29 protein-coding genes are annotated in these 22,360 nt (G+C 40.5%); 11 read left to right on the top strand and 18 right to left on the bottom strand.

Annotation, left to right across the window (positions count from 1 at the left end; translation table 11 throughout):
- Nucleotides 1-402 precede the first annotated feature (402 nt).
- Nucleotides 403-1,164 (top strand): twin-arginine translocase subunit TatC, encoded by a 762-nt coding sequence (tatC, locus tag AC1TO4_RS14730; RefSeq protein WP_482105955.1) that lies wholly within the window; start codon nt 403-405, stop codon nt 1,162-1,164.
- Between the two features lie 75 nt (nt 1,165-1,239).
- A complete protein-coding gene (gene tatA, locus AC1TO4_RS14725) occupies nt 1,240-1,446 on the top strand; it encodes a twin-arginine translocase TatA/TatE family subunit (protein WP_482105954.1) in 207 nt (68 codons plus the stop codon).
- A 142-nt stretch (nt 1,447-1,588) separates the two neighbouring features.
- Here the strand turns inward: tatA (AC1TO4_RS14725) and AC1TO4_RS14720 are convergent, their stop codons facing one another.
- Nucleotides 1,589-2,668, bottom strand: coding sequence for an AI-2E family transporter (locus AC1TO4_RS14720; RefSeq protein ID WP_482105953.1), 1,080 nt, complete (start codon nt 2,666-2,668; stop codon nt 1,589-1,591).
- Between the two features lie 411 nt (nt 2,669-3,079).
- On the opposite strand from AC1TO4_RS14720, the gene AC1TO4_RS14715 reads away from it, so the two are divergent.
- A complete protein-coding gene (locus tag AC1TO4_RS14715; RefSeq protein ID WP_482105952.1) occupies nt 3,080-3,412 on the top strand; it encodes a winged helix-turn-helix transcriptional regulator in 333 nt (110 codons plus the stop codon).
- 165 nt (nt 3,413-3,577) lie between these two features.
- Here the strand turns inward: AC1TO4_RS14715 and AC1TO4_RS14710 are convergent, their stop codons facing one another.
- Entirely contained in the window at nt 3,578-4,105 is a 528-nt protein-coding gene (locus AC1TO4_RS14710; protein WP_482105951.1) for a P-loop NTPase family protein, read from the bottom strand.
- 243 nt (nt 4,106-4,348) lie between these two features.
- Between AC1TO4_RS14710 and AC1TO4_RS14705 the strand changes: the two genes are divergently transcribed.
- Both AC1TO4_RS14705 and AC1TO4_RS14700 read left to right on the top strand, forming a co-directional pair.
- Nucleotides 4,349-4,765 (top strand): YmaF family protein, encoded by a 417-nt coding sequence (locus AC1TO4_RS14705; RefSeq protein ID WP_482105950.1) that lies wholly within the window; start codon nt 4,349-4,351, stop codon nt 4,763-4,765.
- Between the two features lie 103 nt (nt 4,766-4,868).
- Nucleotides 4,869-5,012 carry a hypothetical protein gene (locus AC1TO4_RS14700; protein WP_482105949.1) on the top strand — a complete coding sequence of 48 codons (144 nt, stop codon included), beginning with the start codon at nt 4,869-4,871 and terminating at the stop codon, nt 5,010-5,012.
- 371 nt (nt 5,013-5,383) lie between these two features.
- Here the strand turns inward: AC1TO4_RS14700 and tatC (AC1TO4_RS14695) are convergent, their stop codons facing one another.
- The 4 genes from tatC (AC1TO4_RS14695) to AC1TO4_RS14680 are packed head-to-tail and all read right to left on the bottom strand — an operon-like array spanning nt 5,384 to nt 8,946.
- On the bottom strand, nt 5,384-6,226 hold the full coding sequence (tatC, locus tag AC1TO4_RS14695) for a twin-arginine translocase subunit TatC (protein ID WP_482101331.1): 843 nt from the start codon (nt 6,224-6,226) through the stop codon (nt 5,384-5,386).
- 12 nt (nt 6,227-6,238) lie between these two features.
- Nucleotides 6,239-6,439, bottom strand: coding sequence for a twin-arginine translocase TatA/TatE family subunit (gene tatA, locus AC1TO4_RS14690; RefSeq protein WP_482101332.1), 201 nt, complete (start codon nt 6,437-6,439; stop codon nt 6,239-6,241).
- Nucleotides 6,440-6,460: 21 nt separating this feature from the next.
- A complete protein-coding gene (locus AC1TO4_RS14685; protein WP_482101333.1) occupies nt 6,461-8,173 on the bottom strand; it encodes a GMC family oxidoreductase in 1,713 nt (570 codons plus the stop codon).
- Nucleotides 8,174-8,187: 14 nt separating this feature from the next.
- Entirely contained in the window at nt 8,188-8,946 is a 759-nt protein-coding gene (locus AC1TO4_RS14680) for a gluconate 2-dehydrogenase subunit 3 family protein (protein ID WP_482101334.1), read from the bottom strand.
- 175 nt (nt 8,947-9,121) lie between these two features.
- Here AC1TO4_RS14680 and AC1TO4_RS14675 point away from each other — a divergent pair, with 175 nt between their 5' ends.
- The gene (locus AC1TO4_RS14675) at nt 9,122-10,132 is read left to right on the top strand and encodes a PQQ-dependent sugar dehydrogenase (protein WP_482105948.1); all 1,011 of its coding nucleotides are present in this window, start codon (nt 9,122-9,124) and stop codon (nt 10,130-10,132) included.
- Between the two features lie 148 nt (nt 10,133-10,280).
- Here the strand turns inward: AC1TO4_RS14675 and AC1TO4_RS14670 are convergent, their stop codons facing one another.
- Genes AC1TO4_RS14670 through AC1TO4_RS14650 form a run of 5 tightly spaced genes read right to left on the bottom strand, consistent with a single transcriptional unit; the run spans nt 10,281 to nt 13,983 of the window.
- Nucleotides 10,281-10,502 (bottom strand): hypothetical protein, encoded by a 222-nt coding sequence (locus AC1TO4_RS14670; RefSeq protein WP_482101336.1) that lies wholly within the window; start codon nt 10,500-10,502, stop codon nt 10,281-10,283.
- Between the two features lie 21 nt (nt 10,503-10,523).
- Nucleotides 10,524-11,210: an ABC transporter permease gene (locus AC1TO4_RS14665; protein ID WP_482101337.1), complete on the bottom strand. Its 687-nt coding sequence runs from the start codon at nt 11,208-11,210 to the stop codon at nt 10,524-10,526.
- Between the two features lie 18 nt (nt 11,211-11,228).
- Nucleotides 11,229-12,143 carry an osmoprotectant ABC transporter substrate-binding protein gene (locus AC1TO4_RS14660; protein ID WP_482105947.1) on the bottom strand — a complete coding sequence of 305 codons (915 nt, stop codon included), beginning with the start codon at nt 12,141-12,143 and terminating at the stop codon, nt 11,229-11,231.
- A gap of 12 nt (nt 12,144-12,155) precedes the next feature.
- Nucleotides 12,156-12,812 (bottom strand): ABC transporter permease, encoded by a 657-nt coding sequence (locus tag AC1TO4_RS14655; protein WP_482105946.1) that lies wholly within the window; start codon nt 12,810-12,812, stop codon nt 12,156-12,158.
- A gap of 13 nt (nt 12,813-12,825) precedes the next feature.
- Entirely contained in the window at nt 12,826-13,983 is a 1,158-nt protein-coding gene (locus tag AC1TO4_RS14650) for a betaine/proline/choline family ABC transporter ATP-binding protein (protein ID WP_482105945.1), read from the bottom strand.
- 191 nt (nt 13,984-14,174) lie between these two features.
- On the opposite strand from AC1TO4_RS14650, the gene AC1TO4_RS14645 reads away from it, so the two are divergent.
- Complete coding sequence (locus AC1TO4_RS14645) at nt 14,175-14,990, top strand: flagellin N-terminal helical domain-containing protein (RefSeq protein ID WP_482105944.1); 816 nt, start codon at nt 14,175-14,177, stop codon at nt 14,988-14,990.
- A 46-nt stretch (nt 14,991-15,036) separates the two neighbouring features.
- Here the strand turns inward: AC1TO4_RS14645 and AC1TO4_RS14640 are convergent, their stop codons facing one another.
- Nucleotides 15,037-15,450: a hypothetical protein gene (locus AC1TO4_RS14640; protein ID WP_482105943.1), complete on the bottom strand. Its 414-nt coding sequence runs from the start codon at nt 15,448-15,450 to the stop codon at nt 15,037-15,039.
- Nucleotides 15,451-15,658: 208 nt separating this feature from the next.
- On the opposite strand from AC1TO4_RS14640, the gene AC1TO4_RS14635 reads away from it, so the two are divergent.
- Complete coding sequence (locus AC1TO4_RS14635) at nt 15,659-15,853, top strand: CsbD family protein (RefSeq protein WP_482105942.1); 195 nt, start codon at nt 15,659-15,661, stop codon at nt 15,851-15,853.
- Nucleotides 15,854-15,884: 31 nt separating this feature from the next.
- On the opposite strand, the gene AC1TO4_RS14630 is transcribed toward AC1TO4_RS14635, so the two are convergent.
- Nucleotides 15,885-16,352, bottom strand: coding sequence for a YflT domain-containing protein (locus AC1TO4_RS14630; RefSeq protein ID WP_482105941.1), 468 nt, complete (start codon nt 16,350-16,352; stop codon nt 15,885-15,887).
- Between the two features lie 156 nt (nt 16,353-16,508).
- On the opposite strand from AC1TO4_RS14630, the gene AC1TO4_RS14625 reads away from it, so the two are divergent.
- Nucleotides 16,509-16,757 carry a hypothetical protein gene (locus tag AC1TO4_RS14625; RefSeq protein ID WP_482105940.1) on the top strand — a complete coding sequence of 83 codons (249 nt, stop codon included), beginning with the start codon at nt 16,509-16,511 and terminating at the stop codon, nt 16,755-16,757.
- Between the two features lie 46 nt (nt 16,758-16,803).
- Here AC1TO4_RS14625 and AC1TO4_RS14620 read toward each other — a convergent pair whose 3' ends face one another.
- The 5 genes from AC1TO4_RS14620 to AC1TO4_RS14600 form a co-directional block, all read right to left on the bottom strand.
- Complete coding sequence (locus tag AC1TO4_RS14620) at nt 16,804-17,508, bottom strand: CBS domain-containing protein (RefSeq protein ID WP_482105939.1); 705 nt, start codon at nt 17,506-17,508, stop codon at nt 16,804-16,806.
- A gap of 97 nt (nt 17,509-17,605) precedes the next feature.
- A complete protein-coding gene (locus AC1TO4_RS14615; RefSeq protein WP_482105938.1) occupies nt 17,606-18,388 on the bottom strand; it encodes an ABC transporter permease in 783 nt (260 codons plus the stop codon).
- A complete protein-coding gene (locus AC1TO4_RS14610; protein WP_482105937.1) occupies nt 18,388-19,287 on the bottom strand; it encodes an ABC transporter ATP-binding protein in 900 nt (299 codons plus the stop codon). The genes AC1TO4_RS14615 and AC1TO4_RS14610 overlap by 1 nt, the downstream gene beginning before the upstream one ends.
- Nucleotides 19,284-19,484 carry a PLDc N-terminal domain-containing protein gene (locus AC1TO4_RS14605; RefSeq protein ID WP_482105936.1) on the bottom strand — a complete coding sequence of 67 codons (201 nt, stop codon included), beginning with the start codon at nt 19,482-19,484 and terminating at the stop codon, nt 19,284-19,286. Before AC1TO4_RS14605 ends, AC1TO4_RS14610 begins: the two co-directional genes overlap by 4 nt.
- Before the next feature lie 141 nt (nt 19,485-19,625).
- A complete protein-coding gene (locus tag AC1TO4_RS14600) occupies nt 19,626-20,564 on the bottom strand; it encodes a carbohydrate kinase family protein (RefSeq protein WP_482105935.1) in 939 nt (312 codons plus the stop codon).
- 224 nt (nt 20,565-20,788) lie between these two features.
- On the opposite strand from AC1TO4_RS14600, the gene AC1TO4_RS14595 reads away from it, so the two are divergent.
- Nucleotides 20,789-21,676, top strand: coding sequence for an EamA family transporter (locus AC1TO4_RS14595; protein ID WP_482105934.1), 888 nt, complete (start codon nt 20,789-20,791; stop codon nt 21,674-21,676).
- Nucleotides 21,677-21,769: 93 nt separating this feature from the next.
- Nucleotides 21,770-22,333: a GNAT family N-acetyltransferase gene (locus tag AC1TO4_RS14590; protein ID WP_482105933.1), complete on the top strand. Its 564-nt coding sequence runs from the start codon at nt 21,770-21,772 to the stop codon at nt 22,331-22,333.
- Nucleotides 22,334-22,360: the final 27 nt, after the last annotated feature.

Below are 22,360 nucleotides of genomic sequence, written 5' to 3'. Positions count from 1 at the left end.
CCGATCAATTGTAAGACGAATTAAAGCGCTTCAATCAAAGTGGATGATAACAGCCTTAAATCACATGTGATTTAAGGCTGTTTTATTTTCCAAATTAACTCTGATGATAAAAACAAAGCTTTCTTATTCTACTGCTTTTGTTTCTTAATACGGATTAGAAATACTATCCCCTCATCTTAGAAAGTTATTCTATTCCAAGTTTGCTCTTCTCCATTATTGAGCGTCCTCTTATTTACAAATCATTTTTGAGGTGTATAATGTGTAGGTGGTCAGATTACTTTTATAATTTCACTGCATTTTTTCAGTATAGTATAAATTATAGCTATTCTTTTCGGTAAACAAGAAAGTTTAAATTTTCCGAATTTACTTTCCAGCATTATAAGATAGTGGGTGGTTAGAAGTATGAAAACAGATCAAGAATTCACTCTTGTCGAACATTTAACGGAGCTGAGGAAGCGGCTCATTATTGTAGTTGCGACTTTTATAGTTTCACTCATAATAGGTTTTGCTATTGCACCAAAAATATTAACTTTCATCAAGATGCAGCCTACAGCCCTTCACGTAGAATGGAACGTTTTCGGCTATACGGATGGGCTAATGATTTATTTAAAATGCGCTTTACTGTTGGCCATTCTGATTACATTGCCCATTGCGTTATACCAGACCTGGTTATTCGTGAAGCCGGGTATGTCCGGGGAAGAATCAAAAGGAGCAGTCATGTTTATTCCGGCCTCTTTTTTCTTGTTTTTGGCGGGCATCAGTTTCAGTTATTTTCTTCTATTCCCTTTAATGTTGAACTTTATGTCAAACATCAACGAATCGATTGGTGCAATAGAAACCTACGGGATGAAACAATATTTTACATTCATGTTTAACTTGATCATTCCAGTGGGTATTGTATTTGAATTACCTGTGGTCGTACTATTTCTGACAAAGTTAGGTATTGTAACACCGGAAAATTTGAGGAAAATGAGAAAGGTTGCTTATTTCCTACTTGTAATTGTCGGTGTTTCTATTTCACCACCTGACTTCATTTCCGATATTCTCATTATTATTCCTTTATTACTGCTATTTGAGATCAGCATCCTTGTGTCTAGCTGGTCACTAAAAAGAAAGCGGGCAAATGAATTGAAGCGTGAGAAGATGTTGAAGGAAGAAGATTAATGTATCTCTATTGGCAAAATATTATATTGATTTTGGTTACCTTAAGCGTGTATTTGAATAAAGGAGGAGAAAACCATGCCAAGCATCGGTGTACCGGGTTTAATTATTATTCTAGTAATTGCTTTAATCATCTTTGGACCATCCAAATTGCCTCAATTAGGAAGAGCTGTAGGACAAACTCTAAAGGAGTTCAAGAGTTCAACAAAAGACATCATGGATGATGTAACAGATGAATTCAAATCAGATGATAAAGAAGTAGCAGAGAAAAAGAAAATTTATTAGATAACTCAAAAGCCGGCATCAAATACGATTTATAATCGTATCTGATGCCGGCTTTTTGAGCGATTAAACTACGTTATATTTATGAAACATACGGATGCATCCAAGCACGAGACACCTCAACTCCTGAAAAGTTTACATTTCTCTATACTGTAGATGTCGCCGCCTCTTTAATTTCCTTGCGTCTAGCGTAAATATTTTTGACAATCGCTTTACCAACTGCATATGTCGGAACGGCAACAATGATGCCTAGAAAACCTCCGATATTACCTGCAGCTAGTATTACAGTAATAACCGTAAGCGGATGGAGATCCAGCGATTTCCCCATCACATTCGGCGTAATGAGATTGCTTTCGATTTGCTGGGCAACAAGCATAACGATTGCAGCTAAAATACCAGTCTTCGGATCCTCTAGGAAGCCGATAATAATTGCTGGTACAGCAGATATCCACGGACCAATGAATGGAATTAAATTCATGAACAAGCCGAAAACAGCTAACAGTAAAGCATATTCCAAGCCAATAACCAGATAACCAATGTATAAGAAAATTGCTAAAATAAAACTGATTAACAACTGTCCCTGGATATATGAACGAAGTACCGTATCGATATCGTGTAGGGTTTTTTTAATCCATTCTCGTCTTTTCCCGGAAAAGAAATTATAAATGAACGGTGCAAACTTTTCATGATCTTTCAGCATGAAAATAAAGAAAAATGGAACAAGTACTAGCAAGAACATTGCCTGTAGAAACGACTGTAAAAACTGAACAATCCATTTCCCAAAATTGACCGCAATGGATTGAATCGAATCAGCTGCACTGTCAATAGAATCTTCCAACTGTTTTGGTAAATCATCTTTTTGTTGAAGAAGTGAGTCTTTCATGACGTTGATTTCATTAGTAATTGTAGGTGCATTATCAACCAAGTTATTAATTTGTTTCGTTATCGGAGGACCAATAATCGCTACAAATATCCAAACGACAGCTAAGAGTATCGCAAAAATCGAAAGAATGCTTCCCCACCTTGGTACTTTCCTTTTTTCCAGAAACCGTTGGACTGGCTCCATAATATAATAAAGTACGCCGCCTAAAAGCAACGGTATGAAAATGGCTTTTGCAATAATAACCAGCGGTGAAAAAATCCCTTGAATCTCCATAAAGTATTTAATAATAAGCATTGCAAGTAATATTCCAACACCCACTTGAAACCATAGCTTTTTCGTCATATATCCCACTTCCTTTTCATATCACCATTTTGATAGACTATTAATTTTAAGTATACGTTGTTTTACGGATGGCGTCGAAGAAAGTTTCAACTCCCCTTCATATGAACAATTCATTCGACACTTTTGATTGGTCCATAAACCAGTACCGCGCTCACAACTAAGGTGTTTTTCCGTCCGCAGTCAATGTCACCTCAAGTACTTTAAACCCGATAACCTCATCATAAGAATAAATTGATCTTGGTGAAACACATAAAAATATACTTCTCCATTACGCATAATTGATGCTTTATGAAAGTTACTTTGTTTTCCACTTCAGAAGATAGTAACTTAATTACTTTATGTAACTAAATTTATATGTTATAGTAACTTTTATCAACGTACAAAGTTTCTGTAGAAAGGAACCGATAAACTATGAACGAATTTGAACTTTGCCCACGTTTTGAAAAAGCTGTGTCTGTGTTGAGTCAACGCTGGACCGCGCTTATTTTATATCAATTAATGGCAGGACCGCAGCGTTTTTGTACCATGACCGATAAACTTGGGGTCAGTGGTAAAACATTATCCGAACGGTTAAAAGATCTTGATCAGCAAGGTTTTGTCATCCGAAATGTTTACCCAGAAACACCAGTACGAATTGAATATTCGTTAACTGAAAAAGGAATGTCACTTACACCCATTATGATAGAAATCGAAAAATGGTCCAAAACATGGGTTGCATCCGATTCCATTTCAAATAATACATAAAGCCAATCACACTCAAAAACTGGCTTTATGTATTCATATTTTGGAGAGATTTTTTGTATGTTTTTCTCATCATCACTTCAACAGACTGCCTTTCTCTACAATTAGTCTTGCAGTCCATTTTCATATTGATGTATGCAAAAGCAAGGATATAACAGCTTCAATCATTTAATGATAATCAGCATTCTTATATGTCTCTAAAAACCCCTTAATTTGCTCGGGCGTTTTCAAGTAATGAACAGTCTTCCCTTCCCCCGCATAACGCTGCATCCGCTCTATCATTTTCTTTTTCCGTGCTCCATACGTTGTCACAATGAATTTCAAAAATGCCTTATCTATCTTTTCCTTACACCCTTCACCCATATCATCCCGAGTTTTCCCATGGAATTGCACCCTCCTCTTCAACACACGATACAAACAGACCCTGAGAGGGAGTTCCAAATAAATAATTGTATCCGCATATGGCTCTCGAATATTGAATGTACCCGAGTAATTACCTTCAACAATCCATTGATCATTTTGAACAACTTGTCGTTGTGCTGTAGAAAACTCTTCAAGCGAAGTTTCCACCCAATCTCGTTTCCAATACATTCGATCTAAATGCGTCACTTCGATTTCAGTCATTTCACCTAGTCGACGCGCAAATGTTGACTTTCCCACGCCAGATGACACCCCGATGACCATGATTTTATTCATTCGAACGCTCCCTTCCACATAATTCTAGAATCATATATATCTATTTCATTTGCAGACTATCGATTTGAATTTGAGAGTATATAAAATTACTCCAATACTTTGTATCTGTTCTATGTACGACCAAAGCATGGAAATAGTTTCAATCCTTCTTTATATATATGGACAGGATAGAGCTGACTATTGTAACCACAATATTTTAAAATACATACGTTAGTAGGGAATCTAAAAAGAGGAGTTGAAAGAGTGCTAGACGATTATATGGATGACCCATTTTACGGGTTGAATTTCCCTCCTGTACAAATTCCCGAAACAATCGAAGATAAAACTGTCCCAGGGAATAATACTGAAATCCCTTCAAGCGTAAATGGGGAGGATGGACACACTCATAGCTACCTAGGTTCGACCACGTGTAATGATGGACATATCCATATGCATCCAGGCGTAACCAGTACACCCATTGAGACGGATAAAGGCCATTTTCATCATATGAAGGGAAATACCTCCTTTGAAGACGACCATATCCATCGCTACGAAGCGTATACGAGTCTCCCTATTTTGATGCCGGGTGGTTACCATACGCATTATATAGAGGTCCGAACAACGGAAGATGATGGGCATATTCATGTCATTAAAGGTTTTACACAACCCTCAAAAAGCTAATTGGGAAGCAATCCGAAATGACCTTCCTGCAGATATCCTGATTATTATCCCGCAAATCGGGTATATTATCATGAACACCAAAAACAAGGAGGATGATTTTTCTATGAACAGAATGGCAATGACAGCACTTGGACTCGGCGCTGCATATTTAATGCGAAACAAGGGTGCTCGGGACAAACTGATGAAACAGGTTGAATCGTTTACAGGTCCATTCTCCGTGAAAAATGGTTCGCAGAAGAATTCTTAAAGCGACTGAAAAACCGGTATCCCAATATGGGGTACCGGTTTTTTACATAGGAATACCTCTTCAAACGGGTATATCTTTGTTTAATCTCACTTGAATGGGGAAAATAACTGAAAACAAGGAGGGTTTATCAGATGAGAAAAAAAGCTGCTTTAGCTGCACTCGGTCTGGGTGCCGCTTACTTAATGCGAAACATAGGTTCAAGAGAAAAAATATCCAAGCAATTCGATGAATTTGGCGGAACTTCAAAGTACGGAAAAAATACAGATACTTTCTCAGAATCCCATTCATCCCGAACAACCGGACTAAAAAAAGGTCTTCTCCAGAACATTTTATTGACTTCATTAGGAGGTATCCTCTCTCGGACACCTCCTTTAATTCGCTACTGCACTTCTACGTTCCGCATACAAGACGATAAAAATACTCGCTTCATAAAGTAGTGCCATTGGAATAAGTACAATGAGCTGACTGACAAAATCCGGTGGCGTGATCAAAGCCGAAATGATTGCGATAGCAAGATACGACCATTTACGTACTTTTTTCATGGATTCCGCAGTGAGCAATCCGATTGCTGCTAAAAATAGTGCCACTATAGGCAACTCGAATATTATCCCAATCGGCATGGTCGTCATGAGTAAAAAGCTGATATACTCCTGCGCTGAAACCATTACGTTAAAATTTACGGCCCCTAACGAAACAAGGAATTTATAGCTAAGTGGATTGACGATAAAGTAACCGAATGAAACGCCTATAATGAAAAGCAATAACATGACGGGGGAATACAGACTAAGGAAACGACTTTCCCGTTCGTTCAGTCCCGGTTTGACAAATTGCCAAAGAAAGTGGCAAAGAAAAGGTATCGACAAACCAAATGCAAGCGCTGTTGATATCGACATATAAAACTTCACGACTTCCAATGGTCCAAGAATAATCAGCTCATGCCCTCGGGTAATATACGGGAACCAGAGATTGATACTGGAGAACACCGCGATTAAGAAAAAAAGGAAAACAGCCGCACTTTTGACGAGCTGTTTCCTCAAATCCGTGAGATGGTCGACTAAGGATGGATCAGCCTCCTGTACGGATTCTTTCACTTCATTTACTATCTTACTGGTGCTTTCTTCAACTTCACGCTCTACTTTGTCCTCCTCAATTTCAGTGTGGATCTTATCAAGCGGACTGACAACTTTTCGATTGTGATCTCCATATGGATCCATATCCTCACCTGCTCATAGTTGTTCCGTTTTCTTCGTTTCCTTTTGGTTCACCGGTTCTTCGTCTTCCATAATATCCTTTGCCGACTTCTTAAATTCAGCAAGCGTCTTCCCTACCGCGGCTCCCACTTCAGGCAGCTTTTTCGGTCCGAATAGGATGAGAACAATAACTAGGATGATGATCAAACCAGGTACGCCAATACTTGCTAAGCTCATTGCATAGGACTCCCTTCATTTTCACACTAGTGATCCGCCGTTTTTACTATAGTTAATGACTCCTTCCGCTGCTCGGTAAGCGAGTGCACCAACTGTCCCTGTAGGATTGTATCCGCTGTTATGCGCAAAATTCCCGGCACCGACTACAAAAAGATTTTCAGCGTCCCAATGTTGTAAGTAATTGTTGACCACGCTGTTATCTGGACTTGCCCCCATAATAGTTCCGCCTGTATTATGAGTTGTCTGATACGGAACAATATCATAGTTTGTAATTGGATTTCCGGCCATGACTGTCTTTGCACCCATTTCTTTCATTATCTCAGTAGTCTTTCCACCTATATACTTGTGTAAATTTCGATCTTGTTCAGTAAAATTGTACGTCAGCTGGAGTAATGGAATACCATACGCATCTTTGTAATCTGGGTCGAGCGACATAAAATTATCCTTGTGTGGCATCGACGCGCCTTCTGTTGAGACGTTAAGTGTCCTTGTATAGTTGTGAATAGAAGCCTTCTTAAAATCGGCTCCCCACGTTGGCGTATCTGGCGGTATAGGATTTGACTGGATTGGACGAGTGCCCGTCTGAGTCATGGCGATATTCCCCCCGTGAATGAAATCCAGATCACTGTGGTCGAAGTTGTCTCCATTCAGATCATCGATTGATATACCAAGAGATCCAGCTCCCATAAAAACATTCATTTGTTCTTCGAAAAACCCTGTAGCACCAGGAAGGATTTGATATGCATAGTTCTTGCCAAGCGTACCTTTTTGCGTCTTTGGATTGTACTGCTCTCCGATACCTGACACCATTAATAGTTTTGCATTGTTCATGACATAACTCGTAAGCACAACAACTTCTGCCGGTTGTATATATTCTTCTCCAGTTTGATTGTCGATATACCTTACGCCCGTCACTTTAGTACCTTTCTTTAACACTTCTACAACATTTGCATGGAAACGTACATCGAAGTTTCCAGTTTTCCTTGCGGTTGGAATGACCGTAATTTCCGGTGAAGTCTTTGCTCCGTATTCACAACCAAATCGTTCACAAAACCCGCAGTATTGGCAGGCTGCTATTGATTCGCCGTCTGGGTTAGTATAAGCCTTTGACAAGTTTGCGGATGGTAACATAAAGGGCGTATATCCAAGATTGCTTGTTGCCGTTTCAAATTTTTTCAGGAGTGGGGTTTTAATCATTGGGGGTGTTGGGTAATCAGAAGAACGTTTCCCCTCGAAAGGATTTTTGGCTTCACCAGATAATCCTGCAGTCTTTTCAAATTTGTCGAAATAAGGTTCTAACTCATCATAGGTAATGCCCCAATCTTGTAGCAGGTAGTCCGCTGATAGTTTGTTTTTTCCATATTTTTTGTCTGTCATTGACTTGATTTCAAAATCATAGGGTAGAAAACGCCACGTTTGCCCGTTCCAATGCGTCCCTGCCCCACCGAGCCCTTCTCCAAGAAGAAAAGATCCCATTTGTCGCATAGGTAATGCCCTCATTTTTTGGTGATTCCTAAACGTAATTGTTTCTTTCGATAAATCTTGCATCAGCTCATAACGCATTGCATATCGGTACTCATCATGCACCCTCGAAAAATCTGCTGTACTTCGCTCCTTTCCACGTTCCAATCCGACAACCTTCAGTCCTGCTTTTGCACATTCAGCAGCAATAATACCACCTGTCCAACCAACTCCAACCGTAACGACATCCACTTTTTCCAACGTTGTTGCCATTCGCTGTTCCCCCTTTAATGTTCCATACTACTCAGTGATTGTGGTTCGTATTTCACAAACTTTTCATTTTCTATTTCTGCGATATAGGTCATTTGATTGCCTGGGAATTCCTTCATGCGCCAAGCATCCATATTGGTATTACCGTTGTAAATTGGATCTGCGTAAGCACCTTCCATTGTTGCCTGCCGAAGTAGCTTGAAGAAAAATTCCGATGACACGCCTTTCATGTCAATTTCATTTTTTTGGAACGCGGTGATAACTTCGTCCATCTGACCACCCTCTAGATCAGCGAACTTTTTATCGAACCGTCCCATTGCTTCTGCTTCCATTTTTGCAATTCCTTGTCTGAAAATCTCCGCACGCGTTAGCCTACTTTGATATCCTTGCGTCGATTCACCGGCAAAGAATGGTCCTTGCATATATTCCTTCGAGTTACTTCCGTAATTGCCCGCTAGTTGGTTGTCGATGAAATAGGGAACCCCGAGTCCAATTGCACCAGGACCAAGATCGTCTTCTGGGAAAATCCGCTCAACTGCCTGAGACAACAAACTGAACTCTGCCATGTTCGTAAAGAACATCAGACCTCGATTGCTTACGGCGACTTGTTCATCGCCTGCCCCTTTATGTCCAGCCTTTCCTGCAACTTGACCTTCCTTGTTGACGTTGTAACCGACAAGACCTCCAATGAGACCCCCTCCTACGAGTGCCCCGGTCGCTATTCCGGTCGTCTTCAGAAAATCCCTTCTTGATAGCCCTTTTTTATCTTCTGCCATTCTATATCCTCCTTCGAACCGCTTTCCAAATCTATTATGATATCTACAAATAAGCATGCCAGTCCTAACCCATTTTTATACAATACAAGATGCTATATTTGATGGGTTTCATTTCCTTTTCTTCCGCACACCGTTATATACTAGTGAAAATGATGTATGAATGGAGGTATCCGCTTTGAAACACCTTCTTCTATTGTTCTTTCTAATCATTCCGGCAGGTTGCAATCAGGAATTAAATCCAACTCTAAATCATGATCCAACTGAAAAAATTGTAACTCAACTGCTTTCACCGTGGTCCATTGACTATGACGGCGAGTACTTTTTCATTTCCGAGAAAGCGGGAACGATTGTTAAGGTCGGGAAGGACGGAAAATTGATACGGGAGGATGTCCATCTTTCAGCACTTTTATCGAATGCAGCTGAATCAGGTTTACTAGGCTTTGTTTTGGATAAAGGTTTTCAGGACTCCCACAAAGCCTATGCTTACTACACATATGATTTTGAAGGAGCACCTGTCAATCGAATTGTGACGCTAGAGTATGATGGGAGTTCTTGGTACGAAAACGAAATCTTATTGGACGGTATAGAATCCGGACCAGTCCATCATGGTGGCCGTCTCGCATTCTCACCTGACAATGTTTTGTACGCAACGATAGGGGATGGCGCGAATCCTGATTCAGCTCAAAACCCAAAATCATTCAACGGGAAAATCATTCGCCTCACTGGAGAGAACGCCTTTGAAATTGTTAGCTCTGGGCATAGAAATCCTCAAGGGCTCGCGTGGGATAAAAACGAAAATTTGTACTCCTCGGAACATGGTCAATCCGCAAATGACGAAGTAAATATCATTGAAGAAGGCAAAAACTATGGATGGCCGATCATTGAGGGGACAGAATCAGAAGAAGGTTTGGAAACGCCATTGCTTACTTCCGGTTCAAGTGAGACTTGGGCACCATCCGGTATGGTATTTCATAAGGGATTGCTGTATATTGCAACCCTTCGTGGAGAAGCAATTCTAGTCATAGATCCGCAGAGCGGTGAAGTAGTTGACAAAATTGAGGGTTTTGGCCGTATCCGAGATGTGTTTTCAGACGGAAAATCGCTTTATTTCATTACAAATAATACCGATGGACGTGGAAATCCTTCAGACGATGATGATGTTTTATATCGCTTAACAAGTAGCTAGAATTGGTGAATCCAGACAATTTTCTTCTCTCTTTTTTTAGTAGACATTCGCTAATTTCGGACAAGTGCCAATTTTTCGTTCTAACAATAAGAGGTCCCGTAAATAAAAAAACCACCAAGTTATCGGTGGTTTTCGAACTACTTTCCATTCAATGTAATTCCCATTCTTTAATTCTCTTTTTCACTTCGGCTTCCAAATCTGCAATCTGCATTTCGTGGTTCTCCTGGTCAGGCTTCATTTGAAACCAGTTCACATCATTGTCCTTGTAATGTCCTTGGTATTCATTCCCGTCCAAGGTCAACTCGAAATGCAATGTTTCATTTGGTGTATCTTCAAACATTTCCTTACGTATATTAAAATTTTCTATCATTGAGTCTCCTCCAATCCGTTGCTATACTATATTATTTACAGGTGAAACTTTTTTAGTCACTGCCTTCCGGTTTGCAGGGGATAGAACACGTTCCAACCAGCCCATTAATAAGTCTGCAATTACCGCCATTAAGGCAGTTGGAATCGCACCTGCCAAAATGATAGCCGCGCCGTCCGTCACATTCGTGCCTCGGATAATAATAGAGCCGAGTCCTCCGCCGCCTATGAAAGCTCCGATTGTTGCGACTCCGATTGCAACAACAAGTGCAGTTCGCAGGCCCGCCATGATTACCGACATCGAAAGTGGTAGTTCAACCATGAACAGCATTTGTGTCCGTGTCATCCCCATTGCACGACCTGCTTCCAATACGGATTTTTCAACACTTTTAATTCCTGTATAGGTGTTTTTTATGATTGGCAATAAAGAATATAGGAATAAGCCCATCACGACCGTGTTCGGTCCCAGTCCCATCGCCAGCATTAAAACAGCGAGCATTGCGAGGGCCGGGATGGTCTGAATTATATTCGTTATCGATAATACCCATCCACTCAATTTACCATAACGGGCAATTAGGATTCCCACGGGAATTCCTACAATCGCCGCAAACAGGACTCCATAAGCAGACATCAGGAAATGCCTTACAAACTGATCCCATACGTAGGTGCCGTTTATCGTGAAATAGGCCCACAGTTCTTGTAACGTTTCCATTAGCTCACCTCCAGTGACTCAGTTGAAGTAATTGTTTTCAGCCAAGAATTCTTTTGCCACGATAGCAGGTTCTTTTTTGTTGACATCTGCTTCGTAGTTTAGACGTGTCATCGTTTCCCCATCAATTTTACCAGCAAGTTTTTTCAGAATAGTATCGATTTCTGGATGCTTTTCAATGACATCTTTTCGTGTGACGGGCGAGCACTCATACGGCGGGAAAAATTTCTTATCATCTTCTAACGTTTTCAAATCGAAAGCTTTCAGACGCCCATCCGTACTATACGCCAGAACAACGTCCATCTTTCCGCTATTCACCGCTTGATAGACAAGTCCGAGAGACATAGGCAATGCTTCACCAAATTCAAATCCGTATGTCTCGACAAATCCCTGGTAACCATCGCCTTCTCTGTTCAGCCATGAATTGTCTACGCCGAGCGTTAATTCATCAGAGATTTCTTCTATATCCGATACAGTATTAAGTCCTTCTTTTTCAGCGAGGGCATCCGTCACTGTAAGTGCATACGTATTTTGGAAACCATAAGAATCGTACCAAACTTGATCGAAACGCTCATCAAACTCTTTTTGGACTAAAGCCATTGCTTCTTCAGGATCGGATATTGGCTCTATCTCTAAAACACTTGCCATGTCAGTACCCGTATAGCGTGCCGCCGTAATGTCTACTTGTCCACTGGTCAATGCCTGGTGCTGTATAATAGACGTTCCCAGATTTTCCACCATTTCAACATTCAAATCAGTTTCTTTTTCTATCATTAATCGAATTACATGACCTAAAGTCGACGTTTCTGTACTTGTCAGTGTTGCAATTCGGATGGTGTTTTCCCCTCCGCCAAGGCCAGGAAGTGAACAGCCCCCTATCAACAAGGTTGTAGCCAAGAGCGGAATTATAAATTTATTAATATTTTTTCTAAACATTGTATTCCCTCCTCAAGAAACCACTTTCCTGCTTTCTTTCAGTCCTTTTGGCGTTGCAAACAATTCAAACCGGCCGAGAAGGAAATCTACTAGAAGTGCAAGTAATGTCACCGGTATCGCACCACCAATTATTAAATCTGTTCGAAATAAATTCAAACCATCAAAGATAAAATCTCCCAGTCCTCCTCCACCGATGAACGAAGCAAGTGTTGCCCAACCGATTAGATAGACCGCTGAAAGCCTTATTCCCGCCATAATAACTGGAATCGCCAGTGGTAGTTCAATATTTAAAGTTCGCTCAAAAGCTGTCATACCCATACCACGACCGGCTTCCACGAGATCCTGATTGACCCCTCTCACACCGATGAATGTGTTTCTAAGAATTGGCAACATCGAATAAAGAAATAAAGCAACAATTGCAGGTACTTTTCCAATTCCAAGAAGCGGTATGAAGAAGGCTAGAATTGCAAGACTCGGGAACGTCTGGATGACGCCAACGACCCCTAACACAAAACCAGCTACTTTAGGTACTCTGTTTAGCATTATGCCAAGTGGAACTGCGACAATAATACCGAGGGAAAGCGCTATAAATGAAATATAGAGATGTTCCCAAGTCTTCGTTGCAAGCTGGCCTCCATACTCAGAGAAAAAATCAATAAGTCCGTTCATTCAATAACCTCCTTTACACTTGACCTAGTGTTTGTTCTTCAGATTCTCCTTCGCCATCTCCCCAAATGGAATCATAGACGATATCGACTAGGTTTGTTCTTGTAATCAGACCGACCAGATGTCGATTTTCATCGACAACAGCTACATATTTCAAGCCCCGTACAAGAATATTACGTGTCGCTTCTCGAAGAAGAGTATCTTTTTGAACAACGGTCAATTCTGTAGACATGACGTCCCCGACTGACGTTTCCATATTCCTGCCTCTGTCTATCATCTCAACATTCAGCAGTCCTTTTAGCACGTTATTTTCATCAACAACGAGGAGTGAGTCGACACGACGTTCACGCATAAGTTGAACTGCCTGCGATAGGGTTCCTCCAGCTTGGATAGATATCGGACTTGAATTCATGATTTGCCCTACAGTCTGGATATGTTGCTGCGCTTGCAGGAGACGATCTTTTCCAATGAAGTCCTCTACAAATTCATTGGCGGGTTCCCTTAATATTTCGTCTGGAGTACCCATCTGAACAATTTTTCCGTCCTTCATAATTACAATTCGATCTGCTAGTTTAATGGCCTCATCCATATCATGTGTGACAAAGATGATTGTTTTCCCAAGTGTTCTTTGAAGATTTTTGAATTCCGCTTGCAACGAATCCCTAGTAATTGGATCGAGCGCACCAAAAGGCTCATCCATTAAAATAAGTGGAGGATCAGCGGCTAATGCACGAAGTACACCAATACGCTGCTGTTGCCCTCCGCTTAGTTCATGTGGATAGCGATCTAGGAATTCCGCCGGCATATTCACTAGCTTAATTAGCTCATCTGCCTTATCATTGCGCTCCTCAATCGACTTTTTCATAAGCCGAGGCACGAGAGCAATATTTTCGCGAATGGTCATATGGGGGAAGAGACCAATCTGTTGGATAACGTATCCAATTGAACGACGTAATTGGACGATGTTCTTTTCCATAATATTTTCTCCGTTAATTAAAATTTTGCCCTCTGACGGTTTAACTAACCGATTAATCATTTTCATTGTTGTTGTCTTTCCGCATCCACTAGGCCCAATAAAAACGATAAATTCACCCGCATTAATATGTAAGTTCAAATTATCTACAGCTTTCTTTCCGCCGGCATAGATTTTCGATACATTTTTAAATTCCAGCACTTACTTCGCCCCCTATGGTTAAACTGTTCAATTGGTTATTTATGTACACTTCTTTACAATACCCTCAAATGTAAATACCCTGTTTCATAATTTATTAAACGAAATTCAGTTAATTTCATTACCAATAAATCCTCCTCTTAATAATCTCTATTTAACGCCGATGTATGACACAAAGGCAGGAGGTTTTTGCGATGCTTGGAATTTGGCAATCAACAGGAATGAACGTTATCCGCAATATGAACTTGCAAAACAAACAAGTAATGCAGTCAATGGAACGATTGTCTTCAGGCATGCGCATAAATCGTGCTGCGGATGATCCAGCTGGTACTGCGATTTCTGAGAAAATGCGCGCTCAAATCCGTGGACTGTCTATGGCAGGACGCAATATCCAAGACGGAATTTCACTATTCCAGACAAGCGAAGGGGCTTTAAATGAAACTCATTCCATTCTCCAGCGAATGCGAGAGTTAAGTGTTCAGTCTTCCAACGGAACATTGACTAATTCAGATCGCGAAAACCTTTCTCTTGAATTTGAAGAACTAAAAAATGAAATCACCCGCATATCCAATGATACGGAATTCAACTCACTCCCTCTGCTAGACGGCTCACGTTCTTCATTAAAAATCCAAGCCGGGGCTAATGGCCGGCAGTCGATTGAATTTTATATCGATAATATGAGTGCTACTTCAATAGGGTTGAAGAACGTGTCAATTATAGACTCCGCGAAATCCAATAATGCCATCGATGCACTTGATAATGCCACTAAAATCGTCTCGTCTGAACGTTCTCGAATGGGTTCCTATACCAACCGACTTGAACACGCTTATAATAATACACTAGTTATGGAAGAAAGCTTAACTGCCGCCGAATCTCGCATACGTGATATAGATTTCGCAAAAGAAATGATGGCACTAACGAAAGCGAATATCCTGCTACAAGCAGGTCAATATGTCCTTTCAATGCATATGCAACAGGCCCAATCCGTACTTCAGCTCCTAAAACAATGAAAAAGGTAATCCTGTGTGTCCACTTTCGACATACATGATTACCTTTTCATGGGTTTAAACCATTAAAACCAAGTATAGGAATTCGATCTTCCTTTAATTCCACTCCATGATCGTTCAAAGCAATTTCGATGATGTATTCAAACTTCCCATATGGGCGAACGTCAATTTTCTCCTTGACAAATGGATTATTTGTCACGAGTGCCAATTTACCTGTCTTTTCGTTGTAACCTTCCACAGCAAAGCGATACCCCTCTATCATCGCATATGGAATAATTTCATATGCATCTTCCAATTCCCTTACTGAGACCGGTCTAATGAAAACAGGGTTTTTTCCGTTCTTTTCGATAAATCCATTTTTTAAATCTAAAGGATTGCCTGATTGCAAATAATATTGTCGTAGGTATGATATCAGTTCAAACTCCTTATTTCCCCATAACGCATATCGACCTTTTCTAAACATTTCATCTCCCCCACTATTTTATAGTTGTATCCATTATACGCAATATATCGACAAGTAGGTACACTTGATTTGTCACATTTTAGACGAATCCTATAGGTATCTAGACCCATCTTTAGACAAGGTATTCCAAAATCCGTACACTATTCACAAGTTCAGGTTTTTTCTTGGCGGGTATATTGTAAACAACGAAAAAATTGGAGGTTTTACTATGACGAACGATGGTTTATCAGACAAAGTAAAAGGTACAGTGAATAAAATAAAAGGTGAAGCGAAAGACCAGATTGGTAATGCTTCAAATGATGCTTCACTGCAAGCCGAAGGTAAGTTTGAAAAGTTAAAAGGCGAAGCGCAACAGGCAGTCGGGGAAATAAAGCAGGTGAAAAATGAAGGTGAAAAAAGCTGATTTCAACTGGAATCAGCTTTTTTCTATCCAACTATAAGTTATTTGTATTAATACGTGGAACGGTGTCTTGTTGGTTATTATCTAATCCAGCCAACTGTTCTCCACTCAAACTTCGTTCAGCCCTGCTATCCATTTCTTCAGGGTGCTGTTCCGTCGTCTGATTATGTCTCTCCCTATCCTCTACGAACAATGCAACTCCGCCATTCTTCACCTCATTATAGTACTCCCTTGATTTCTGTTCTGAAACCCCCATGCTTTTAAAAGCTGCTAGAATCGGTTCTTCGTCACTCAAAAATAGTTTGAATCGGTCTAACCCATTTCCATTAGTTGTACCTAAAAGTTCGGCTTCTGTCTGTCCACGCAACATTGAAATAGTATCTTCTGCGGTCGTAACTACATACATCTCACTTTCAACATATCCTTGCGCTTTCATTTCCGTGATTTTATATAAAACAGTATCTTCAGAATGAAATGTACCGATAAATTTCTTGTGTTCCATTTTACATAGCTCCTCCTTGATGAATAGTCTCTTTTTCATAATGTACCCGTCAATTTCATAAAAAAACTTTAATGTTTAATTTCTATAAAATAGTGAATAACATAAGGACAACAGAATATTCCACGGCAGATTAAAATAGAAAGGAGTCTGGTTTTAGTGACTAAAAAGAAAGTATTCACTGAACGTGACCGGAATGATGCAGATGGGCCATATATGGATAATCCAGAATATCTCCGAACAGATAAAGAGAGCATTTATGATATGCATGAGGATATGCAAACTGTTGATGCGGTACCTCTTGAGGACGCTCGGATGGAATGGGAAGAAGAAAAACGTCACCACGATACTAAAAGCAATTCGTCCAGCGCCGAGAAATCACCAGGATCCGGTTTGCCCAAGTATTGAAAAAAGCTTTGTACCACTCACTTTGTGTGAATGGTACAAAGCTTTTTCACTCTATTTTTATAAGATCCAGTGGCGTAATTATTCCCAGTAATTTCTCTTCGGGCTTACCGTTTTCAGTTATTAAAAGAGCTTCGAGGCGCTTTCCTTCAGAGACAAACTTTTTGAAGTATTCTTCAGCTTCATAAACAGAAAGATTACTTTTAACGAATTTGTATGTGTTTTTTTGTTTTTCATGGGAATAAATGTCGAGGAGTGTTGGCATTTCCCGGGAAATGATAGTATCTGTCATATTATCTGCAAGCCAATATGTAATTCCCGTAGCTGTTACAAGTCCAATGAACTTGTTATTCTGATAGATAGGGATTTGATTGAACTTTTTTTCACGTATCATCTTTAATCCGGAGGATAATGTATCAGAAGCCTGTAATGTATGGACTTTTCGTGTAAACATATCGCCGACTGTAACTGGTTTTGATAGTTCGCGTTCGATATACTCAATCAGCTCGACTATATCGTCATGCGGTTCCGCAATTGCATACTCATTATCTGTGCGATGATGAACGATTGCGTTACGCAAATCACCATATTCCCGCAAATCCTGCTCAAACTTGCGGATAATTGCGTTCAAATGCTTTGATTTGTCAATTAAGCGCGAGAATGGCATATAGCTATTTAAGCCACTAATTTTCTCCATTGACTTTTCAATTCGGTTATATGCAAAAATAAATCGGTCCGAGTTGCGTACTGTCATATATAATTCCCCCTATCTCGTAGAATAAGTATCATTTTTTAACCTTGAACAGCGTCTAGACTATGTGCTTTCCTTATAATAATAACAGAATTTTCAGTCACATTGTTGTTTTTGCTGCGTTCCGTTTTGCCATGTAAATACCGAATACGATAAGTGCGACTATAAGGACCAATGTGAGGCCTGAACTCATCCATAAATCCGCTTTATCTGATTCCGGCTTAAACCAAAAAGAAGCATACACCGACAATTTCCAGGGTGACACGGTCCAATATGTTCCGATAAGTGAATCGATAACCTGATAAATAAGTGTAGTCAGAATTGCAAGCCCCGCAGTACCACCTGTTGGAAGTGATGCACTCAACGCTAAGACAACCGTCACAACAAAGATAATCCACAGGCTATAAGTCGCAATAAATGCGAAGACCGACATTATATCTATATGGTTGTAGAGAAGTTCAATGTAATACCATGCTCCAACGAAACCTAGCCATACGCTACCCAGTATAATTCCATTAATAACGATCCACTTGCTCAAAAAGTAATTACGAAATGACATCGGGCGGACGTAGAGAAGAGTCGCTGTCCCATTTTTCCGTTCACCTGAAATCGCTCCCATGAATGCAAAAATAATAACAAGAATGCCAATGAGTTGATATTGCCCAAGTAATGATATGAAAATATCTTCCCCTCTGAATTCTGGCCAAGTAAATTCGGCTCCTTCTGGCAAATTGCCAACACTTTTCATGATTTCAGGTAAAAAATGATTCGTAAGGGGCTCTAATATCCCGAAAATGATAAAGACAATAGGGATCCATAGTATCTTAAAGTTTCTTGTATGCTCACGCCATTCTTTACGCAATAACACGCTCAATCCATTCATCAAATCACCGCCACTTTCATGAAGATTTCTTCAAGGGTCGCCGTTTGAAGTTCAACTTTTCTAACTAGGAAAGCACCCGCACTTAATACGGATAGAACAGATGACATTTCAATCAATTGCGACTGAACATCAATAGATAGAACCAATCCTTTTGACGTCACTTGCCACTCGACCATTTCCTTGAAACGTCCCAATTCTTGCATACCTTCAAATTCTATAATAATACGCGGTTCTGCATGGCGTGCACGCACCTCATTAAGCGAACCCTGTTCAACAAGTTTTCCGTGTCTCATAAAAAGCACCTGATCGGTCATTTCTTCCGCATCATTCAAAATGTGGGTTGAATATAAAATCGTTGTTTCCCGTTGCAATTCTTTCAACAAATTCATCACTTGGCGGCGTCCAACTGGATCCAGTGCAGATACCGGCTCATCCAACAACAGCAACTTCGGTTTATGGACAATTGCTTGCGCAAGCCCAAGTCGTTGTTTCATCCCTCCAGAATAGGTACCTATTTTTTTGTTAAGGGCTTCCCCAAGACCGACAAACTCCAATGTCTTTCTTGCTTCGATAGTTGCTTGTCTAGATGCTACTCCACTCAATTGAGCTGCCATTTCCGTGAACTCAAGTGCAGATAGCCATGGGAAGAATTTTGGATACTGTGGGAGAAATCCGATAACCGACCGTATATCTGGTTTGGAGTCACCTTGAAACTGCATTATGCCGCCAGTCGGCGAAACCAGACCTGCAAGCATCGACAGTGTCGTCGTCTTTCCAGCCCCGTTCGGTCCAATCAAAGCCGTAGCGGTATTTTCATCAAGCGCAAACGAAACCTCTTCAACTACCTTATTGGTCCCATATCTTTTAGACAAATTTTCTACTTGAAGCAAAGTGTTCATACTTGCCGCCTCCCAAAAATAAAGTACAGGATAGGACCAATCAGATTTACAAAGATGATAATGAAAATCCACATGATGAACGGTCCATTTGTCCGCTGATGCCGAATAACATCAACGAGGGCAATACTCATGAGAATGACCTGCAACACAATAATCGGCATAATAAGGCTCCATGGAATATTTTCGAGTTGAGACAAAGACTTCACAACCTCTCTGTTATTTTCAGTAAATTCAGTATAACAACTCTGTTATACATTGTATATAACAAATTAGATAAATATAACAACCTTCCATCTCATAAATGAGTCCTCCCAATCGATATGACTGGGAGGACTCATTTATTCTTCTATGTCTATAAGCCAAGGCATCGCAGACAAGGCTCCTGATTTTGTTACACAGATTGCGCCAAGTTTGTTACCAAAGGAAATAAAATCAATCCATTCATCAGTCGTTTTAGGTTGTCCTTTCAAATGGATTTGGCGAAGAATTCCTGCCATGAATGCATCGCCTGCTCCCGTTGTATCGACAGGAACGACTGATGTGATCCCCACATGAGTCACTGCACCATCGATAATAGCGTACGTTCCAAGCTCTCCGGCAGTAATAAGTATGACAGGAATTTGATAGGACTCCAGCTTGCCGATACCGTCAATAATTGTCTCTGTCTCCGTCAGAAAAAAAAGTTCCTCTTCCGTCAACTTCAACAGATCCGATCTCTCAACGAAAGACAAAATCGTCTCGCGGCAAAGATTTTCACTTTCCCACCTGAGCGGTCGGATGTTTGCGTCAATCGACAAAAGTACACCATGTTTTTTAGCAAGATGCACCGCTTCCCGTGTAGTCTCCAAAGCAGTCGGATGAAACATCGTGCCTGAACAAATATGCAACACAGATGCATCCTGGAACGCCTTCACAGTCAAATCGGAGGCTTCCACCTGGATATCAGGTGTCTCATCGATATAAGTCTGGAAAATACGGTCGTTATCTTTCGTCAAATGAATATAAACACCGCTAACCCGTTTATCATTCTCAAGTTTTGCGAATGCCAAATCGACGCCCTCTTTTTGCAATTCATCTCGGACAAATTCAGAAGTCGGATCATCACCTGTCACTGTAATGAATGCAACTGAGGCACCTAGTCTGGAAATACCCGCGGCCACATTGACCGTAGCACCGCCAAGGAACATTGCAAATGTCGAATTGGACTGGTCTTTCGCTATATAATCGACAAATGCATCACCGTAAATAAGAACATGCTTTTTCTTAGTGTTAACCATCGAAACTCTCCCTGTCACTCTATTTTTCTAATCGTATCATGGAACGCGAACTACAGATAGAATACAAATAAATATAGTTATATTCAGAACTTGGTGAACTCATTTCAATTTATGGACGGGTCTTTGAAATTTCTCAGCATAACTTGTTGTAGTCCTCCGACCTCAGACCTGTAAGCCTTTCCCAAATAGTGATATACTGATGGAATGGAAAAGGGGGTTATTTTATGAAACATTGGATTTATCCGTTACTTATTATCTTTGCAGCAAGTTGTTACGGAATTCTTTCGACGATTATTAAACTGGCGATCCTAGATGGTTTCACAGCTGCTGAAGCAGTGACGAGCCAATATTTCGTTGGATTTTTTATAGCACTACTCATTTTCGTTATTGTACGACATAGAATCCCTAAATTTGGTGGTGGTTCTACGCTACTGTTAGCGGGTCTATTTACCGCTACAACAGGCACAGTATATGGACAAGCTATTGAATATATGCCCGCTTCACTTGCGGTGGTCATGTTATTCCAATTCACTTGGGTCGGTATGCTGTTCGACTGCATTGCGAAGAGACGTCTGCCGAAACAAATTGAAGTTATTTCACTACTCTTCCTTTTTGGAGGAACCATACTTGCAGCTGGAATTATCGATGCAGACCTTAGCGGAATTCCATGGCAAGGATGGGCATGGGGAATGGCTTCAGCTGTCAGCTTTGCATCTTTCGTTATGATTAACTCGAGACAAGTCGAAGGTATGGATACGGAAACGCGTCTGCTATTCACATCGTTTTTTGCAGCAATTGCCATCTTCTTTTTCCAAACGCCGGAAATCGTCTGGAATGGTACGTTGTTTAGCGGCGGTTTATGGATATATGGCATCATTCTCGGATTATTTGGGATTGTCATTCCAATTTATCTCTTTTCGATTGCCGTGCCAAAAGTCGGTACTGCAATGACCTCTATATTAAGTGCCGCGGAACTGCCGGTTGCCGTTACCGCCTCCGTTATTTTATTGAAAGAATCGCTGACTATTTTCCAAATAATCGGGATTATTATCATCGTTATCGGTATGACCTTACCGACTATTTCCCAACGAAGATTGAAATATAGTAGATAAGTTGAACCACCTACTGCATTTGCAGTGGGTGGTTCTTTTTAAATAGGTAAGAACGTTTGCTATAATCAGAGGATAAATAAGGAGGATTTTCAAATGGACATAACGATTCGGCAGGCACAACCGATTGATGCAACTCAGGCAGCACCACTTATAATTGACGCAATCGGTGATATTGCCAAAAGAATGACAGGCGAAACAGACTGGGACAAGGTGGAAAAGGAACTCTGTATACTGTTCAAGCGTGAAGATAACCGACACTCCTATTTCTATACATATGTTGCAGAACTAGATGATAAAGTGGCCGGTATTATGGTGTTATACGCAGGTACAGATGCCCCTGATCTCGATCGAAATTTAAGTGAATGGCTCGCAAAAAAAGGTGCCGACAATTCTGAAGTGGATGCGGAATCGTTACCTGACGAACTTTATATCGATACTGTTTGTATTGATCCTTTGTTTCGCGGTAAAGGAATCGGGACGAAACTGTTTCAGTATGCGGAAGAAATTGCGAAGCAAAAAAACATCGCAAAGCTCTCTTTAAACGTAGAAACACAAAAAGAACCAGCTATTCGTCTATACAAACGGCTTGGTTATGACATTGTCTCCCCATGGACAATTATTGGTGAACCGTTTCATCATATGGTGAAAGTTATTTAACTGGATCGGCTGTACAATTGAATACAG

The organism is Sporosarcina sp. Y838 (assembly GCF_056786515.1).
Note: the sequence above shows the minus strand (reverse complement) of the source record. Positions and strands in the feature narration are given on the sequence as shown.

Bases quoted from the DNA above. Each gene is read 5' to 3' on its own strand.
- AC1TO4_RS14590 (WP_482105933.1), top strand. From the start codon at position 21,770: ATGGACATAACGATTCGGCAGGCACAACCGATTGATGCAACTCAGGCA.
- AC1TO4_RS14715 (WP_482105952.1), top strand. From the start codon at position 3,080: ATGAACGAATTTGAACTTTGCCCACGTTTTGAAAAAGCTGTGTCTGTG.
- AC1TO4_RS14655 (WP_482105946.1), bottom strand. From the start codon at position 12,812: ATGAACGGACTTATTGATTTTTTCTCTGAGTATGGAGGCCAGCTTGCA.
- AC1TO4_RS14640 (WP_482105943.1), bottom strand. From the start codon at position 15,450: ATGTTTAGAAAAGGTCGATATGCGTTATGGGGAAATAAGGAGTTTGAA.
- tatA (WP_482101332.1), bottom strand. From the start codon at position 6,439: ATGAGCTTAGCAAGTATTGGCGTACCTGGTTTGATCATCATCCTAGTT.
- AC1TO4_RS14595 (WP_482105934.1), top strand. From the start codon at position 20,789: ATGAAACATTGGATTTATCCGTTACTTATTATCTTTGCAGCAAGTTGT.
- tatA (WP_482105954.1), top strand. From the start codon at position 1,240: ATGCCAAGCATCGGTGTACCGGGTTTAATTATTATTCTAGTAATTGCT.
- AC1TO4_RS14600 (WP_482105935.1), bottom strand. From the start codon at position 20,564: ATGGTTAACACTAAGAAAAAGCATGTTCTTATTTACGGTGATGCATTT.
- tatC (WP_482101331.1), bottom strand. From the start codon at position 6,226: ATGGATCCATATGGAGATCACAATCGAAAAGTTGTCAGTCCGCTTGAT.
- AC1TO4_RS14610 (WP_482105937.1), bottom strand. From the start codon at position 19,287: ATGAACACTTTGCTTCAAGTAGAAAATTTGTCTAAAAGATATGGGACC.
- AC1TO4_RS14630 (WP_482105941.1), bottom strand. From the start codon at position 16,352: ATGGAACACAAGAAATTTATCGGTACATTTCATTCTGAAGATACTGTT.
- AC1TO4_RS14635 (WP_482105942.1), top strand. From the start codon at position 15,659: ATGACGAACGATGGTTTATCAGACAAAGTAAAAGGTACAGTGAATAAA.
- AC1TO4_RS14615 (WP_482105938.1), bottom strand. From the start codon at position 18,388: ATGAATGGATTGAGCGTGTTATTGCGTAAAGAATGGCGTGAGCATACA.
- AC1TO4_RS14710 (WP_482105951.1), bottom strand. From the start codon at position 4,105: ATGAATAAAATCATGGTCATCGGGGTGTCATCTGGCGTGGGAAAGTCA.
- AC1TO4_RS14665 (WP_482101337.1), bottom strand. From the start codon at position 11,210: ATGGAAACGTTACAAGAACTGTGGGCCTATTTCACGATAAACGGCACC.
- AC1TO4_RS14720 (WP_482105953.1), bottom strand. From the start codon at position 2,668: ATGACGAAAAAGCTATGGTTTCAAGTGGGTGTTGGAATATTACTTGCA.
- AC1TO4_RS14645 (WP_482105944.1), top strand. From the start codon at position 14,175: ATGCTTGGAATTTGGCAATCAACAGGAATGAACGTTATCCGCAATATG.
- AC1TO4_RS14680 (WP_482101334.1), bottom strand. From the start codon at position 8,946: ATGGCAGAAGATAAAAAAGGGCTATCAAGAAGGGATTTTCTGAAGACG.
- AC1TO4_RS14685 (WP_482101333.1), bottom strand. From the start codon at position 8,173: ATGGCAACAACGTTGGAAAAAGTGGATGTCGTTACGGTTGGAGTTGGT.
- AC1TO4_RS14670 (WP_482101336.1), bottom strand. From the start codon at position 10,502: ATGATAGAAAATTTTAATATACGTAAGGAAATGTTTGAAGATACACCA.
- AC1TO4_RS14620 (WP_482105939.1), bottom strand. From the start codon at position 17,508: ATGACAGTACGCAACTCGGACCGATTTATTTTTGCATATAACCGAATT.
- AC1TO4_RS14660 (WP_482105947.1), bottom strand. From the start codon at position 12,143: ATGTTTAGAAAAAATATTAATAAATTTATAATTCCGCTCTTGGCTACA.
- AC1TO4_RS14700 (WP_482105949.1), top strand. From the start codon at position 4,869: ATGAACAGAATGGCAATGACAGCACTTGGACTCGGCGCTGCATATTTA.
- tatC (WP_482105955.1), top strand. From the start codon at position 403: ATGAAAACAGATCAAGAATTCACTCTTGTCGAACATTTAACGGAGCTG.